12 protein-coding genes are annotated in these 14,536 nt (G+C 68.6%); 6 read left to right on the forward strand and 6 right to left on the reverse strand.

Annotated elements, in window-relative coordinates; genetic code table 11:
• Window positions 1–2 precede the first annotated feature (2 nt).
• Both SAOR_RS02605 and SAOR_RS02610 read right to left on the reverse strand, forming a co-directional pair.
• On the reverse strand, window positions 3–1,424 hold the full coding sequence (locus tag SAOR_RS02605; RefSeq protein WP_123630089.1) for a peptidylprolyl isomerase: 1,422 nt from the start codon (window positions 1,422–1,424) through the stop codon (window positions 3–5).
• The gene (locus SAOR_RS02610) at window positions 1,421–3,793 is read right to left on the reverse strand and encodes an LPS-assembly protein LptD (protein WP_123630090.1); all 2,373 of its coding nucleotides are present in this window, start codon (window positions 3,791–3,793) and stop codon (window positions 1,421–1,423) included. The genes SAOR_RS02605 and SAOR_RS02610 overlap by 4 nt, the downstream gene beginning before the upstream one ends.
• A gap of 170 nt (window positions 3,794–3,963) precedes the next feature.
• On the opposite strand from SAOR_RS02610, the gene SAOR_RS02615 reads away from it, so the two are divergent.
• The 4 genes from SAOR_RS02615 to SAOR_RS02630 all read left to right on the forward strand — a co-directional run bounded on the left by SAOR_RS02615 (window position 3,964) and on the right by SAOR_RS02630 (window position 7,164).
• Window positions 3,964–4,956: an aminoglycoside phosphotransferase family protein gene (locus SAOR_RS02615; protein ID WP_123592310.1), complete on the forward strand. Its 993-nt coding sequence runs from the start codon at window positions 3,964–3,966 to the stop codon at window positions 4,954–4,956.
• The gene (gene murU / locus SAOR_RS02620) at window positions 4,953–5,615 is read left to right on the forward strand and encodes an N-acetylmuramate alpha-1-phosphate uridylyltransferase MurU (RefSeq protein ID WP_123630091.1); all 663 of its coding nucleotides are present in this window, start codon (window positions 4,953–4,955) and stop codon (window positions 5,613–5,615) included. The genes SAOR_RS02615 and murU overlap by 4 nt, the downstream gene beginning before the upstream one ends.
• Window positions 5,616–5,737: 122 nt before the next feature.
• Window positions 5,738–6,163 (forward strand): DUF4398 domain-containing protein, encoded by a 426-nt coding sequence (locus tag SAOR_RS02625; RefSeq protein ID WP_123592308.1) that lies wholly within the window; start codon window positions 5,738–5,740, stop codon window positions 6,161–6,163.
• On the forward strand, window positions 6,160–7,164 hold the full coding sequence (locus SAOR_RS02630; RefSeq protein WP_123630093.1) for an OmpA family protein: 1,005 nt from the start codon (window positions 6,160–6,162) through the stop codon (window positions 7,162–7,164). Before SAOR_RS02625 ends, SAOR_RS02630 begins: the two co-directional genes overlap by 4 nt.
• 450 nt (window positions 7,165–7,614) lie before the next feature.
• Here the strand turns inward: SAOR_RS02630 and lexA are convergent, their stop codons facing one another.
• Window positions 7,615–8,235, reverse strand: a complete 621-nt coding sequence (lexA, locus tag SAOR_RS02635; RefSeq protein WP_221179852.1) for a transcriptional repressor LexA — start codon at window positions 8,233–8,235, stop codon at window positions 7,615–7,617.
• 145 nt (window positions 8,236–8,380) lie between these two features.
• On the opposite strand from lexA, the gene SAOR_RS02640 reads away from it, so the two are divergent.
• Complete coding sequence (locus SAOR_RS02640) at window positions 8,381–9,112, forward strand: hypothetical protein (protein ID WP_123630095.1); 732 nt, start codon at window positions 8,381–8,383, stop codon at window positions 9,110–9,112.
• A gap of 605 nt (window positions 9,113–9,717) precedes the next feature.
• On the opposite strand, the gene folE2 is transcribed toward SAOR_RS02640, so the two are convergent.
• Together folE2 and SAOR_RS02650 are read right to left on the reverse strand one after the other, a co-directional pair.
• The gene (folE2, locus tag SAOR_RS02645) at window positions 9,718–10,581 is read right to left on the reverse strand and encodes a GTP cyclohydrolase FolE2 (protein WP_123592172.1); all 864 of its coding nucleotides are present in this window, start codon (window positions 10,579–10,581) and stop codon (window positions 9,718–9,720) included.
• A gap of 133 nt (window positions 10,582–10,714) precedes the next feature.
• Complete coding sequence (locus SAOR_RS02650; protein WP_123630096.1) at window positions 10,715–11,056, reverse strand: histidine triad nucleotide-binding protein; 342 nt, start codon at window positions 11,054–11,056, stop codon at window positions 10,715–10,717.
• Between the two features lie 166 nt (window positions 11,057–11,222).
• Between SAOR_RS02650 and SAOR_RS02655 the strand changes: the two genes are divergently transcribed.
• A complete protein-coding gene (locus SAOR_RS02655) occupies window positions 11,223–13,235 on the forward strand; it encodes an SDR family oxidoreductase (protein WP_123630097.1) in 2,013 nt (670 codons plus the stop codon).
• A gap of 81 nt (window positions 13,236–13,316) precedes the next feature.
• Here the strand turns inward: SAOR_RS02655 and SAOR_RS02660 are convergent, their stop codons facing one another.
• Entirely contained in the window at window positions 13,317–14,387 is a 1,071-nt protein-coding gene (locus SAOR_RS02660; RefSeq protein WP_123630098.1) for a 3-deoxy-7-phosphoheptulonate synthase, read from the reverse strand.
• Window positions 14,388–14,536: the final 149 nt, after the last annotated feature.

Consider the following 14,536-nt stretch of genomic DNA (forward strand, 5'->3'; position numbering starts at 1 on the left):
TTCTAGCCGCCGCCGGCGGTCGGCGTCGATTGATAGCCCGGCATGCGGATGTCGACGTAGGCCTCGTCGCGCAGCTTGCGCAGCCAGAGCTGGCCTTCCTCTTCCGACTTCTGTTCGCCGAGCGCCTGCCGGGCCTCCGCGCGGACGGCCTCGCGGGTCTGGTCGCGCTGGCGGCGGTCCTCGACCTTCACGATCTCGTAGCCGTTGCCGGTCTGGAAGATGCGGCTGACTTCGCCGGCCTCCAGGTCGGCCAGCTGCGCGCGGCTCGCGCCCGGCAGACGCTGCGGCTGCACCCAGCCCATGTCGCCGCCCTGGCTGGCGGTGGCGCTGTCGTCGGAGTAGTCGCGGGCGAGCGCGGCGAAGTCGGCGCCGGCCTCAAGGCGCTCGCGCAGCTGGCGTGCGAGTTCGCGGGTGCGCTCGTCGTCGCGGATCTCGTTGGGCCGGAGCAGGATGTGGCGGGCCTTGACCTCGTCGACCATGACCCGCTGCTCGGCGGGTGCGCTGGCGCCGCCGCGACGCGCCTCCAGCCGTACGATCTGAAAGCCGTCCGGACCGCGGAACACGTCGCTGATCTCACCTCGCTGCAGGCCGGGCACGACATCGGTGAGCGCCTCGGGCAGGGCATCGCCGGCAATCCAGCCCATGTCGCCGCCATCGGCGGCGTACTCGCCCTGCGACTGGCTGGCCGCGACGCTGGCGAAGTCCGCGCCCTCGTCGACGATGCGCGTGCGCAGGCGATCGATGCGTTCGCGGGCTGCGGACAGCGCTGCGTCGTCGGCGTCCGGCGCGACGGAGATCAGCAGGCGGCGCAGCCGATAGCTGCGATTCTCGGCCTCGCGCAGCGACTGGTTCTCCAGATACCGATCGACGTCGGCGTCGGTGACCACGACCTGCGACATCACTTCCTGGCGCCGCAGCTTGGAGATCATCAGCTCGTTGCGGACCTGTTCACGCAGCTGTTGCATGGACATGCCGTCGCCGGCGACCGCGCGCGTGAACTGCGCCATGTCCATGTTGTTCTGCCGTGCGATGCGGGCGATGCCCTGATCGATCTCCTCGTCGCTGACCTGAATGCCGCGCTGTTCGGCGCGCTGCATCTGCAGGCGCTGCAGGATGATGCGATCGAGCACTTGCGAGCGCAGGACGTTGGGTGGCGCCTGATTGACCCGCTGCCCGGCGCGGGCGCGGATCTGGGCGACCGCGTTGTCGAGCTCGCTTTCGAGCACGACGCCGTCACCGACGACCGCGACGATCTCGTCGAGCGTCTGCGCGCCCCCCGTGCGGCCGCCCGTCGACGGGGACGACAGGCCCGGTGATAGCGAGAAGTCGTCGAGCGAGGGGCCGCCCTGTGCGCCGGCGGTGGTCGCGGCGACGGCGAGGCAGGCCGCAAGCAGGGTGCGGTGGGGCGTGGCGCGGTATCTCATGGGAAGCGGATCGTATCAAAACTGCTGCTGGAGCGACGGCCGGTGTCGTCGTCGGCGTAGACGTCGTCGTCGACGAAGGACTGCACCGTGTCGCCGAACTGACCCAGCCCGTTGAGCACGAACTGGAACATGATGGCCGAATCGTAGCTGCCGTCGTCGTCCGAGACGTAGCGCCGCCAGGCCACGCGCCCGGCCCAGCAGCAGGACGGCCGGTACTCGAAGCCCGCCAGCGTCTCCACGTTCTGACTGCGCTCGAGCGAATAGTTCCAGCGCCCGAGCACATCGAGGTTGTCGGTGACCGGCGCGCGCAGGCCGACCGCGGTCTGTTCCAGGCTTTCGTAGCGGCCGGGGACGATGTTGACCTCGCGGCCGTTGCTGCCGCTGACTTCGCGCAGCGGGCGGTAGTCGCGATAGCGCCGGTAGGCGAGGTCCAGCTGATAGCCGCTGTCCGTCGACAGGCTGGCCGAGGCGATGGCGCGGTTGATGCGGCTGTCGTCCGGGTCGTACTGGACGGTGGTCTGGGCGCGCAGATTGCGCGTCGGCCGCAGTTCCACGCCGGCGACGTAGTCCGAGCCGCGGTCGCCGTAGCCGATCTCGCCGCTGCTGGGCATGTTGACCTCGAGATCGCGAAAACCGGTGACGCGGCCGAAGTCGAGCTTGGCCACGGTACGGCCGTCCTCCGGCGAGATGAAGCGCGAACTCACGCCGAGTGTGAGCTGGTTGGCGTCGCCGATACGGTCCGAGCCGACGAAGCGGTTGTCGGCGAACAGGCGGTCGAAGTGCAGGTCCGCGATGCCCGAGTCGAACACGGGAATCTCGGACTGGTCCTCGTAGCCGGTGTAGAGATACTGCGCCCGCGGTTCGAGCGTCTGTACCCAGCCGTCGCCGAAGGTCCGCGACAGGCGCAGGCCCGATTCGGCCTGGAGTTGGGGGATGTCGCGGGTGATGACGTCGTCCTCGTAGGCGGCGGCGTCGACCGTCGGCGCGTCGTCGAAGCCGCGCAGGTCGTAGCGCGTGATCCGGTACGACAGCTCGCTGTTGGCGTACCAGCCGCCGCGATCCACGCCCCACAGCAGCCGGGGTTCGGCGTCGGTGCGCAGCGCGTCGATGTCGTCGTCGCGCTTGAAATTGGAGAATTCGCCGTTGAAGCCGACCCGGAACGGGGCCGTGGGCGTGAGCATCTCCAGGCGGGCCTGGGGCAGGCGCGTGTAGGGGTCGTTGGCGAAGGCGCGATCGAAGTCGTCCTCGTCCTCGTTGATGTCGTCCAGGGTCTGGAAGTCCTGCGCCAGCAGACTGAAGCGCACCCCGGTGTCGGCGAAGGTGAGCCGCACCGCGCGTTCGAGCTGCGAGGTCGAGGTGCCCGCGAGGTCGTTGCTCAGGTCGTCGAAGTACTGGTCGTCGCTGACCCGGGTGTAGTTGGCGTCGATGCCGAAGTGTTCGTTGAAGCGGCCGATGTGCTCGTAGTGGAACAGGCTGCGGTCGTCGCCGTATTCGCTGTCGCTGGGCAGGTATTCGCCGGCGAACTCGCCGCGGTGGTGTTCGTGCAGATAGCGGAGCTGGCCGCCGAGTTGCAGGCCGCGATCGCCGAGCACGCGCGGGACCAGTGTCGCGTCGTAGTTGGGCGCGAGGTTGAAGTAGTAGGGCACCGCCAGCTCGAAGCCGGAATCGCTCGACGAGCCGATCGTCGGCGGCAGTACGCCGGAGTGGCGCTTGTCGTCGATCGGAAAGTTCAGGTACGGCGTGTAGAGCACGGGCACGCCGTAGATCCGCATCACCGAATTGAACGCCTCGCCGCGGCCGCTGGCGCGGTCGAGCGCGATGCGTTCCGCGCTGAGCTGCCAGGCTTTGGTTTCGCCGGCGCAGGTGGTGTAGTCGGCGTCGGTCAGCTCGTAGCTGCCACCGCCGAGGGATTCCACGCGGGTCGCGCTGCCGCGGCCGCCGTTGGCGATCACGGCATAGGTGGCCTGATTGAATTCGCCGGTTTCGTCGTCAATCTGCACGTTGCCGCTGTCGGCGGTGAGATAGAAGCCGGGCCGGTAGTAGCGCAGCCCGTCGCGCGCGATCGCGTTCGCGGCGTCGCGGTCGTAGCGCATGTAGGGCGCTTCCAGCGCCTGGCCGTTGCGCGTCAGGCGGGCTTCGCCGCGGGCCTCGGCCACGCCTTCCTCGAGACTGGCCCGGTCCGCGGTGAGGGTGGAATCCTCGCTCGGCTGCGGCAGGGCGAGCGGCGGCGGCGCCACCGGGCAGCCCATCGTCGCGGCGATGCTAGGCTGTGGCGCCAGCGCGCCCGTGCAGACCAGCGAGGCGCCGACGGCGAGGCGGGTGCTCCACACCCGCGGCTGCCGGAAATAGCCAGTATCGATACGAATCACGGCGGGATGTCTAACCAGTTGAATGCACGACTCAGGACGCCACGCGCGCATCATCACGCCGCGATCGGCGGTTGTGTTCGCGAGCGAACCCCCGATATCCGCACCGATTATGCGCACGGGGCGGATCGCGAGGCAACGTACAAAAGCCCGGCGCCGCGCCGTGTTAGCGCATGAGCGGGCCTGACGACGCACGCCGACGCGCGCTCGAGGCCTGGGCCGGCGAGGTGCTGGGCCGCACTCTGGAATGGCGCGTGGCCTCCGCCGACGCGAGCTTCCGGCGCTATTTCCGCGGCGTGGCCGCCGACGACGGCGAGCCGGCCACGATCATCGCCATGGATGCGCCGCCGGAGCGCGAGGACAACGCCGCCTTCGTGCACGTGGCCGGGCTGATGGCCGAAGCCGGCCTGAACGTGCCGCGCGTGCTCGCCCACGACGCGGCGCGCGGTTTCCTTCTGCTCACCGATCTCGGCGACCGGACCTTTCTGGACGTGCTCGACGAGGACACCGCGGATGCCCTCTTCGGTGCGGCCATCGGCGCGCTCATCGACTGGCAGGTCGCCAGCCGGCCGGAGGTGCTGCCGGAATACGACCGCGCCACCCTCGCCGCGGAGCTGGAGCTGTTCCGGGACTGGTATCTGGCGCGTCATCTGCGCTACGAGCCGAGCGCGGTCGAGCACGCCGACATCGATGCCGCCTTCAGCGCCATCCTCGACAACGTCTGCGCCCAGCCGCGCGTGTTCGTGCACCGGGACTACATGCCGCGCAACCTCATGGTCAGCCATCCGCTGCCCGGCATACTGGATTTCCAGGACGCCCGCCACGGCCCGATCACCTACGACGTCGCCAGCCTGTTCCGGGATGCCTTCGTGAGCTGGCCAGAGGCGCGCATCGACGGCTGGGTGCGCCATTACTGGGATGCCGCCCGCGGGCGCGGGCTGCCGGTCGGCGACGACTGGGAGGCGTTCCGGCGGGATCTGGCGCTGATGGGGGCCCAGCGTCATCTCAAGGTGCTCGGTATCTTCGCGCGCATCGCCCACCGCGACGGCAAGCCGCGTTATCTCGCCGACACGCCGCGCTTCGTCGACTATCTGATGCCGGTGGTCGAGCGCTTCGAGGCCCTCGCCCCGCTGGCGCCGCTGCTGGCGCGGAAGGTGGACGCATGAAGGCGATGATCCTGGCCGCCGGCCGCGGCGAGCGTCTGCGTCCGCTCACCGATCATACGCCCAAACCGCTGCTGCCCGTGGGCGGCCGGCCGCTGATCGGCCACCATCTGGCCGCGCTCGCCGCGGCGGGCTTCGACGAGGTCGTGATCAACGTCGCCTACCGCGGCGACCAGATCAGGGCCGCCCTCGGCGACGGCCGTGCCCAGGGCCTGCCCATCCGCTACAGCGTCGAGCAGCCCGGGGCGCTGGACACCGGCGGCGGCGTGCGCAACGCCCTGGCGATGCTCGGCGAGGCGCCGTTCGCCCTGATCAGCGCCGACGTGTTCACCGACTTCGATTACGCCCGGCTCGTCGGCGTGGCGGGCGAGGGCGCGCATGTCGTGCTGGTCGACAACCCCGCCCATCACGTCGACGGCGATTTCGGTCTGGATGCCCACGGCCGTCTGGTGGATGCGCCGCCGCGACGGACCTACGCCGGCATCGGCGTCTACGCGCCCGCGCTGTTTCGCGCCGTCGAGGCGCAACGTTTTCCGCTGGTGCGGGTCATACGACAGGCGCTGGCCGCCGGCACGGCCAGCGGCCAGTATCACGCCGGGCGCTGGATCGACGTCGGCCGGCCGAGCGCGCTGGTGGCCGCCCGCGAGGCCGCGGGTGACTGATTGTTCGTCGGCGCTGAGGCGCTGTTAGACTGCCGGCTTTTGCGGGCGCGCCCTTCGCGGCCGCGGGCTGTATTCAACGGAGAGGCCGCATGCAGGCGAGTCGTCCGAGTTCGAGTTGTCGCTTGATCCGTCTGGTCGTGGCGCTGGTCGCGCTGCTGGTGATCGCGGGGTGTGCGAGCCGGGGCGGCGGCGCCACGATGCCGAGCGCGCCGGATGAGAGCGTGCTGGCGCCCGCCGAGCAGGCTCTGGCCGAAGCGCGCGACGCCGAGGCCGATACCTTCGCGCCGCGGGTCGTGGATGCCTCGCGGCGACGGATCGCCACCGCCCGGGACATTCTGTTCACCGCGGCTCGTGACGATCGCCCGCTCAACGACACCGAACGGGCTCGCGTCGAGCAGCTGGTTGATGCGGCAACGCTGGACGCACGCTCGGCGCTCGCCCAGACCCAGGCTCGGGCCGTGCAGGCCAAGCTCGACGAACTCAGGGCGGATCTCGGGGGCGCGACGGCCACCGGGGACCGCAGCACCGGGCCGGAGGATGCGCCATGAATCGCCTGTTGATCGCCGGTCTCACCGCCCTGCCGCTGCTGGCCGGCTGTTCGCTGTTCCGGACCGATCCGGTGCCCCCGGCGTCCACCCTCGTCGGCGTCCAGGGCCAGGACGCCGCCTGGGCCGACGCGGTCGAGCGAAGCCCGGACGGCGGCGCGCCGACGTTCACGCCGCTGACGGAAGCCCGCGACGCGGTCGAGGCGGCGCGCGAGCAGCCGCAGGTCGAGACCCACGGCGGCGAGCCGCTGGCGCAGGCCGAGACCGCGCTGTCGGAGGCCGAATCCGGCTGGAACGAGATCGCCGACGTGCGCAGGCGCGACCCCGACGCGCTCGCAGCGGTCGCCAATGCGGCCCATCGCGCGCAGCGTCTGGCCGAGATCGCGCGCTTCACCGCCGTTCGCGAGATCAATCTCGAACAACTCGTCGAGGTCGAGGATCGGCTGCAGCAGCGTCAGCGCGAGTCGGCGCCGGTCGACGGCAGCGGCGACAGCCTGATCGGCCAGCGCGTGGTCCCGGACCGGCTCGGCGGTATCTCCTTCGAGACCGGCACCGCACGCATGACCGATGGCGCGCGCGAGGTGGTCCGCCGCCTCGCCGATCTCGTGCGCGACAACGAATCCTACGGCGTCGCCGTCTTCGGCCATACCGACAACGTGGCGCCGGCAGACAGTACGCTGCAGGCGTTCGTGAGCGCCAACGAGGAACTCGAGGAACAGGCGCCGACACGCGGGGAGAAGGTCCGTGCCTTCAATCTGGCGCTTTCGGCCGCGCGTGCGCGGGCCGTGGCCCGGGCCCTGGTCGACAACGGCGTACCCGCGCGGCGTATCGGCGCCCGCGGGTTCGGCGACACGCGCCCGGTCGCCTCGAACGACACCGCCGAAGGGCGAGCGGCCAACCGGCGCATCGAGGCCGTGATCGTGCCCGGCCCGGACACGGAGGCGGGGCGTCGCCAGCAACAGCGCGCGGCCCAGCCGGGCGGCGCCGCCCGCTCGGGTTCATAGGCCGACGTCAGGCCGCCGGCCGGGGCGCAGACACGCGCGCTATTCGCGTGGCAGCGTCCATCGACGTACTGATTGTGGAGCCGCGCGGCGCGCGGCGGTCTTGCGCGACAGGCCGTTCCGTGTTCGGAGCGCGCCGGTACGCGAGCGCCCGCTCACGCGATTGTCGGTCACGCGGGCGACCCCGCCTGGGCCGCCGCCGCCATGGCCGTTTCACACGTTGGACCGTAGCTTCCGGGAACATCGCGTGCCGCCCGGGTGGGCCTGCCTACCGTGCGGTAGATGTGTTGCCCGGCCCGTCGCTTTCACCGCTCGCGTGACGCGGGCGACGACTGGATTCTCCCGATTCGCCTTTCGACGGAGCCGCGCCTTACGAAGCGTAGTCTTACCCACGGGCACTGTCGCTTCGATATCCGGCGCACGCCGGTGGCTCGACGTCTGTGGTGCCGAGTGTCAGCCGCCCAGTGCGCGGATCACGCCGACCGCCAGGCCCTCGCAGGCCAGGGCTTCGCGCGTGGTATCCACCCGGATCTCCTCGTACGCGGGATTCGCCGCCACCAGACGCGCGACCGTGCCGTCGCGTTCGAAGCGCTTGACGGTGACCTCGTCGTCGCGGCGGAAGACGCCAATGCGGCCCGGACGGACTTCGGCCCCGGCCTGCACGGCCAGCAGGTCGCCGTCGAGAATGCCGGCGCCGGTCATGCTGTCGCCCTGCACGCGCAGCAGATAGTCCGGCGCGGCGCTGAACAGCGCCGGATCGACGCGGCAGTGGCGTTCGACGTGTTCGACGGCCAGCAGCGGCGCCCCGGCCGCCACGCGGCCGATCACCGCCAGCGACACGCCGGGCGCGGCTGTCTCGGCGGGTGCGACCACCCGAATGCCACGGCTGCGCCCGGCGTTGAGCTCGATCACGCCCTTGCGTTCGAGTGTGCGCAGGTGGCTCTGGGCGGCGTTGGCCGAGGCGAACCCCAGCGCGCTCGCGATCTCGGCGCGCGTCGGCGGCGTCTGGCGCGCGGCGATGGTGTCGCGGATGAACGCGAACACACGCTGCTGTTTGTCGGTCAGCTCGGACACGCTGTAAATATATCCAGTCTTTGGCGATGAAGCAACGCGGTTGACAGGGCCGAAAGCGTTTGACATGGGCGCGACCGTGTCCTAGATTATCGCTATTGCTGCGGTGCAGCAAAGAACAACTACCCGATGTGGTGAGAGGGCTAGCATGAAGATTCAGGAAATCGTTTCGGACGTTCGCAGCCGGGTCGAAACGGCCGGCAAGAACTATCAGGGCGCCTTCAAGGCGTACATGGACGCGCAGCGCAAGGCGTTCGGCGTGGTCGTGAACAACGGGCAGACGCTGGCCAACACCGAGATCGGTGCGGCCAAGAACGTCTTCGCCGCGGCGCGGGCGAGCTTCGACAAGGCGCGTGGCGACGGCATGCGCAAGGTGGCCAACAATCCCCAAGCCTATGTGCCCAACGGGCGGGACCAGATCGTGTCGGCCTACAAGGACACGATCGACCTGCTGGTACGGACCGGCAACGAGCTGACCGACGTCGTCAGCACCGGCTACAAGAGCGTGCTCGGCCGCCTGTCGGGCAAGCCGGCGCCGAAGAAGAAGGCCGCCGGTACCAGCCGCAAGACCACGGCCAAGCGCAGTGGCACGAGCAGCGCCTCGAGCAGCAAGTCGACCACCTCGACGGGCACGGCCAAGCAGGCCGGCTCGACCAGTGGCTCGCGCAAGATGGCGGCGACGCGCAAGTCCGGCACGACCAAGTCGGCCGGTTCTTCGGCCAAGGCGTCGGGCACGACGAAGACGACTGCGTCCTCGTCCAAATCCGGCAGCGGCAGTACGGCGCGCAAGCGCACGACCCGCAAGACCGGTAGTTCCGCCTCCACCAGCGCCGGCACGAGTGCCGCCAACAGCGCTGACAGCGGCAGCAGCAGCGCCTGACGCCGTCGGACTGATTCCGAATCGACCCGCTCTTCCGGTGACGGAAGGGCGGGTTTTTTTGTCGCTTCGTACAGAGCGCAGCATTGAGTCGAGACAGCCGAACGACCGCTATTCGTCCGGTATCCGCTCGAGAATCCGGGGATTTGTGCCTTCAGGCGGGCTGCGGACTACCGGCGGCAGGCCCGCCGCCGGCGCCCACAGGGCGGGCGGGTGAGTCCGGGCGTCTCTCCCAGGGTGACTTTCGCTCAGGTGGGGCCGGCGTGTCCGACCCAATCACCACGCGTTCAGACGGTGGCGTGTCTGCAAGAGGCCGGCGAGTGCTCGGTGGAGAATCGGCAAGGCCGACGCCTCGGCTGCCGCATGACCCGAGCCGGTGGCATACGGTTGTGCCGCGGGATGCGTTCGCTGGATCGCGCCGGACTTTGAATCCGGCCGGCGGCGTCACTCGGCGGGTGCGTCTGTGTCGTGCTCGAGGAGCGCGTAGGCCGAGTGGTTGTGGAACGATGAGAAGTCGGCGTGTCCAGCGACTCCGAGCAGGGTTCCCGCGGCTGTGCCGCGGGATGCGTTCGCTGGATCGCGCCGAACTTTGAATCCGGCCGTCGGCGTCACTCGGCAGGCGCGTCCTTGTCGTGTTCGATGAGTGCGTAGGCCGAATGGTTGTGGATCGATTCAAAGTTCTCCGAAGCCACCCGATAGTGCCGGAAGCGCTCGTCGGCGTTCAGGCGGGTGGCGATGTCGCGCACCACGTCCTCGACGAACTTCGGATTCTCGTAGGCGCGCTCGGTGACGGCCTTTTCGTCCACGCGCTTGAGGATGCCGTAGAGCTCGGAGGAGGCCTCCGATTCGGCGATGTCGATGAGCTCTTCCAGCCAGAAGAACTTCTCGGCGCGCACGCGCAGGGTGACCAGCGAGCGCTGGTTGTGGGCGCCGTAGTCGGAGATGTCCTTGGAGCAGGGGCACAGGGTGGTCACCGGGACCGCGACTTCGACGTAGAGGTCGATCTTGTCGCCGCGCTGGTCGCCGAGGAAGGTGACCTCGTAGTCCATCACGCCCTTTTCACCCGTGACCGGCGCGAACTTGTCGATGAAGTAGGGGAACGACATCTCGATGTGGCCGTTGTCGGCCTCGAGCCGTTCGGTCATCTCGCCGAGCATGCACTTGAACGAGTCCACCGTGATCTGGTGCTCGTGCGCGTTCAGAATCTGCACGAAGCGCGACATGTGCGTGCCCTTGAAGTGGTGGGGCAGGTTCACGTACATGCCGAAGGTGGCGACCGTGCTCTGATGCCCGCCCACGCGCTGGGCGATCGAGACCGGATGCCGAATGTCGCAGATGCCGACCTTGTTGATCGCCAGTCTGCGGGCGTCGGCCCGGCCCTGGACATCCTCGATCTGCGGGCCGGCGGCGCGGCCGCTGCGGGTGGCAGCGGAACGGCCATCGGCGCTCTGGCTCTTGGCAACGGTGCTCATGAAATGCTTGTCCGGTCGAAACGATACGGCGCGACGCGCCGGAACAGCCGGGCATCATAGCGCGTGCCGGCGCCCCAAGCCAGGCTGCATGGTAGACGATGGGGGCGGATGAGGCTGCGGCAAGGGCCGCGATTCAGCCGGGCGGCCAGGCGAAATCGCGACCGCCGAGGACGTGCAGATGCAGATGGAAGACGCTCTGGCCGACCGCCTCACCGTTGTTCATCACCAGCCGGAAGGCGTCGCCGTAGCCTTCGTCGGCGGCGATGCGGCGAGCCGTGAGCATCAGATGGCCGAGCAGCGCCTGATCGCCGTCCTCGGCGTTGGCGAGCATGTCGATGGGCTTTTTCGGGATCACCAGGATGTGCATCGGCGCCTGCGGATTGACGTCCCGAAAGGCCAGGCACTGGTCGTCCTCGTGGACGATGTCCGCATCGATCTCGCGGTTGATGATCTTCGAGAATATGGTGTCGCTCATGGGGCTCCCCGAATGGCCGCGTACGGCGCATGATGGTGACGTTCAGGCGTTATCCTAACGGTCACGGCAGTGGCGCGTCTGCCACCGCAGGGTTTAACGTCTGGCGTGCGATACGGCGGGGTCGGTCTCCGCCCCGGATATTCGGAACGGACAGGGCACGGACTCAATGAAATATCTGGTCACCGGCGCGACCGGCTTCATCGGGCGTTTTCTCATCGAGAGGCTGCTCGAGCGCCGCAATGCGACCGTCTACGTGCTCATGCGGCGCACCAGCGCGGATCGCTTCGCGGCGCTGCAGCAACGCATGAACGTCAGCGAGGAGCGCCTGGCGCCGGTCTGGGGCGACATCACCCGGGAGGGCGTGATCGACGACGCGGCACGCGCGCATCTGGCCGGCCAGATCGACCATGTATTCCATCTCGCGGCGGTCTACGACATGGACATGTCGGACGCCCAGGCCGACCGCGTGAACAACCAAGGCACGGCGCACATCGTGGCGCTGGCGAACACGTTGGCGAACGAATCGGGGCGCAAACCGTGCTTTCATCACGTCTCGTCGGTGGCGGTCGCCGGTGCCGACTACGAGGGCGTGTTCTCGGATCGAATGTTCGACGAGGGCCAGACGGTCACGCATCCCTACTACCGCACCAAGTTCCAGTCCGAAGCCGTGGTGCGCGAGCAGGCGGCGGTGCCGTGGCGGATCTACCGGCCCGGGATGGTCGTGGGCCATTCCGAGACCGGGGCGATGGACAAGGTCGACGGGCCCTACTATTTCTTCCGCACCATCAAGCGGGTGCGCGACCACGTGCCGAAGTGGCTGCCGCTGCTCGGCATCGAGGGCGGGCAGATGCCGGTGGCGCCGGTCGACTATGTCGTCGATGCGATGGTGCACATCGCGCACAAGCGCAATCAGGACAATCGCGCCTTCTTTTTGATCCAGGACGATCCGCCGACCGCGGGCGAGATGCTGCGCATCTTCCTGCGCGCCGCCCACGGGCCGGACATCGTGCGCAATCTGCCCACGCACGAGTGGCCGGCCTCGATCGAGCACCAGGTCAAGCGGCTGGCCTCCCGGCTGCCGATGGCCGGCTGGCTGGAGCGGCGCGTCTCGAAGGCGCTGGGCGTGCCGCTCTCGATCCTGGGCTACGTCAACAATCGGGCGGTGTTCGACGACGTCAACACGCGCGCCGCCCTGGCCGGCAGCGGCATCCACTGTCCGCGGCTCGAGGACTACGCCGAGACGCTCTGGCGTTACTGGGAGCTGCATATGGACTGCGACATCGACGTCCCCGAGGAGCTGACCCGGCGCATCCGCGGCAAGGTGGTCGTGATCACCGGAGCCTCCAGCGGCATCGGCTTCATGACCTCTAAGAAGCTCGCGCGCGCCGGCGCCAAGGTGTGCATGGTCGCCCGCACGCCGAGCAAGCTGGAGGAGACCCGCGCCATCGTCGAGCGCATCGGCGGCGAGGCCTACGCCTACCCCTGCGATCTCAACAAGATGGAGGCGATCGATGCGTGCACGAAGCAGATTCTGGCCGACCACCATCACGTCGATATCCTGATCAACAACGCGGGCCATTCCATCCGTCGCTCGGTGTTCGAGTCGCTCAACCGGTTCCACGACTACGAACGCACGATGCAGCTGAACTACTTCGGCGCGATCCGGATGATCTTCAATTTCCTGCCGTCGATGGCCAAGCGCCGCAGCGGCCACATCATCAACATCTCGTCGATCGGCTGTCTGACCAACGTGCCGCGGTTCTCGGCCTACGTCGCCTCGAAGTCGGCGCTGGACGCCTTCTCGCGCTGTCTTTCGCCGGAGGTGGGTTCGCGCAACATCGATCTCACCACCATCTACATGCCGCTGGTGCGCACGCCCATGATCGCGCCGACCAAGCTTTACGACTACGTGCCCACCCTGACGCCGGAACAGGCGGGCGACATGGTGGTGTCCGCGGTGCTGGAAAAGCCCAAGCGCATCGCCTCGCCGCTGGGGACCACCGCCCAGGTCAGCTATGCGCTCTGGCCGAAGGTCAACGACTTCGTGCTGCACAAGGCGTTTCACATGTTCCCGTCGTCGAAGGCCTCCCGCGGCTACGCGGCGCGCCGCGAGGCCGACGAGAAGCCCAACATACCGGGTCGGGTGCTGGCGGCTCTGCTGCCGGGGCCGTACTGGTAGCCAGCGGCGACGCCATCGAAAAAGCCGCCCGTGGGCGGCTTTTTCGATGGTCCTTTTTCGGCGGCTCGTCGAGCGCCGCGGTCAGTCGTCGCTTTTCAGGTCGCGGCGTTCGGCCACCGCGTCGGCGAGCTGGGCCAGCAGCTTCTCGGTGTCCTCCCAGTGCAGGCAGGCATCGGTTATGGAAACGCCGTATTCGGGCGTCACGCCCGGCACCAGCTTCTGGTTGCCCTCCTTCAGGTGGGATTCGATCATCACGCCGAAGATGGCGCGGCTGCCGGCCGAAATCTGGCCGGCCACGTCGTCACCGACCTCGAGCTGCTTCTTGTGCTGCTTGCGGCTGTTGGCGTGCGAGAAATCGATCATCAGCCGGCCGGGCAGCTGGGCCTGCTCCAGCAGCGCCACCGCGGCGGCGACCGAGTCCGCGTCGTAGTTGGGACCGTTCGTGCCGCCCCGCAGGATGATGTGGGTGTCGCGGTTGCCCTCGGTAGCGAAGATCGCCCATTCGCCCGGCTTGGTCAGCGACAGGAAATGGTGCGGATGATGGGCCGCGCCCACCGCATCGACCGCGATCTTGATCGCGCCGCCGGTGCCGTTCTTGAAGCCGACCGGGCAGGACAGGCCGGAAGCCAGCTCACGGTGGCCCTGCGATTCGGTGGTGCGTGCGCCGATCGCGCCCCAGGACACCAGATCCGCCAGATACTGCGGCGTGGTCAGATCGAGGAATTCCACCCCGGCCGGCACGCCGTCCTCGGCCAGGCGCCACAGCAGCTCGCGCGCCTGACGGATGCCCTTGTTGATCTTGTAGGAATCGTCTAGATCCGGGTCGTTGATCAGGCCCTTCCAGCCGACCGTGGTTCGCGGCTTCTCGAAGTAGACCCGCATCACGATCATCAGCTCGTTGCCGAAGCGCTCGCGCGCGCCGGCCAGCCGACGCGCGTACTCGAGCGCGGCGTCGACGTCGTGGATCGAGCAGGGGCCGACCACGACCAGCAGGCGGTCGTCCCGGCCGTGCAGAATGTTCTGGATCGCCTCGCGCGAATCGTGCACGGTCTCCGAGGCGGTCTCGGTCACGGGATACTCCTGCTGCAGATCCTGCGAGGAGACCATCTTCTGGGTGCCCGTAATACGGAGATTGTCGGTTTCGTACATCATGGCGAGGCCGGAATGGCGCGCGGGCGCGCGGTAAAAGGAGGCCGGATTCTAACAGAAGGCCCGAGCCGCGCCGACGATGCAACCGCGGGCCGCACGGCGGCGTAGACTCCGCAGTCGGGCACGCGAAGACTCGACATCAGCCCCGATTC

This window comes from Salinisphaera orenii subsp. orenii MK-B5 (genome assembly GCF_003788635.1).
In the GTDB taxonomy this organism is placed as follows: Bacteria; Pseudomonadota; Gammaproteobacteria; order Nevskiales; family Salinisphaeraceae; genus Salinisphaera; species Salinisphaera orenii.

Excerpts from the sequence above, each read along its gene's own strand:
- SAOR_RS02605 (WP_123630089.1), bottom strand. The coding sequence starts at position 1,424 with ATGAGATACCGCGCCACGCCCCACCGCACCCTGCTTGCGGCCTGCCTC.
- SAOR_RS02615 (WP_123592310.1), top strand. The coding sequence starts at position 3,964 with ATGAGCGGGCCTGACGACGCACGCCGACGCGCGCTCGAGGCCTGGGCC.
- murU (WP_123630091.1), top strand. The coding sequence starts at position 4,953 with ATGAAGGCGATGATCCTGGCCGCCGGCCGCGGCGAGCGTCTGCGTCCG.
- SAOR_RS02630 (WP_123630093.1), top strand. The coding sequence starts at position 6,160 with ATGAATCGCCTGTTGATCGCCGGTCTCACCGCCCTGCCGCTGCTGGCC.
- SAOR_RS02640 (WP_123630095.1), top strand. The coding sequence starts at position 8,381 with ATGAAGATTCAGGAAATCGTTTCGGACGTTCGCAGCCGGGTCGAAACG.
- folE2 (WP_123592172.1), bottom strand. The coding sequence starts at position 10,581 with ATGAGCACCGTTGCCAAGAGCCAGAGCGCCGATGGCCGTTCCGCTGCC.
- SAOR_RS02650 (WP_123630096.1), bottom strand. The coding sequence starts at position 11,056 with ATGAGCGACACCATATTCTCGAAGATCATCAACCGCGAGATCGATGCG.
- SAOR_RS02655 (WP_123630097.1), top strand. The coding sequence starts at position 11,223 with ATGAAATATCTGGTCACCGGCGCGACCGGCTTCATCGGGCGTTTTCTC.
- SAOR_RS02660 (WP_123630098.1), bottom strand. The coding sequence starts at position 14,387 with ATGATGTACGAAACCGACAATCTCCGTATTACGGGCACCCAGAAGATG.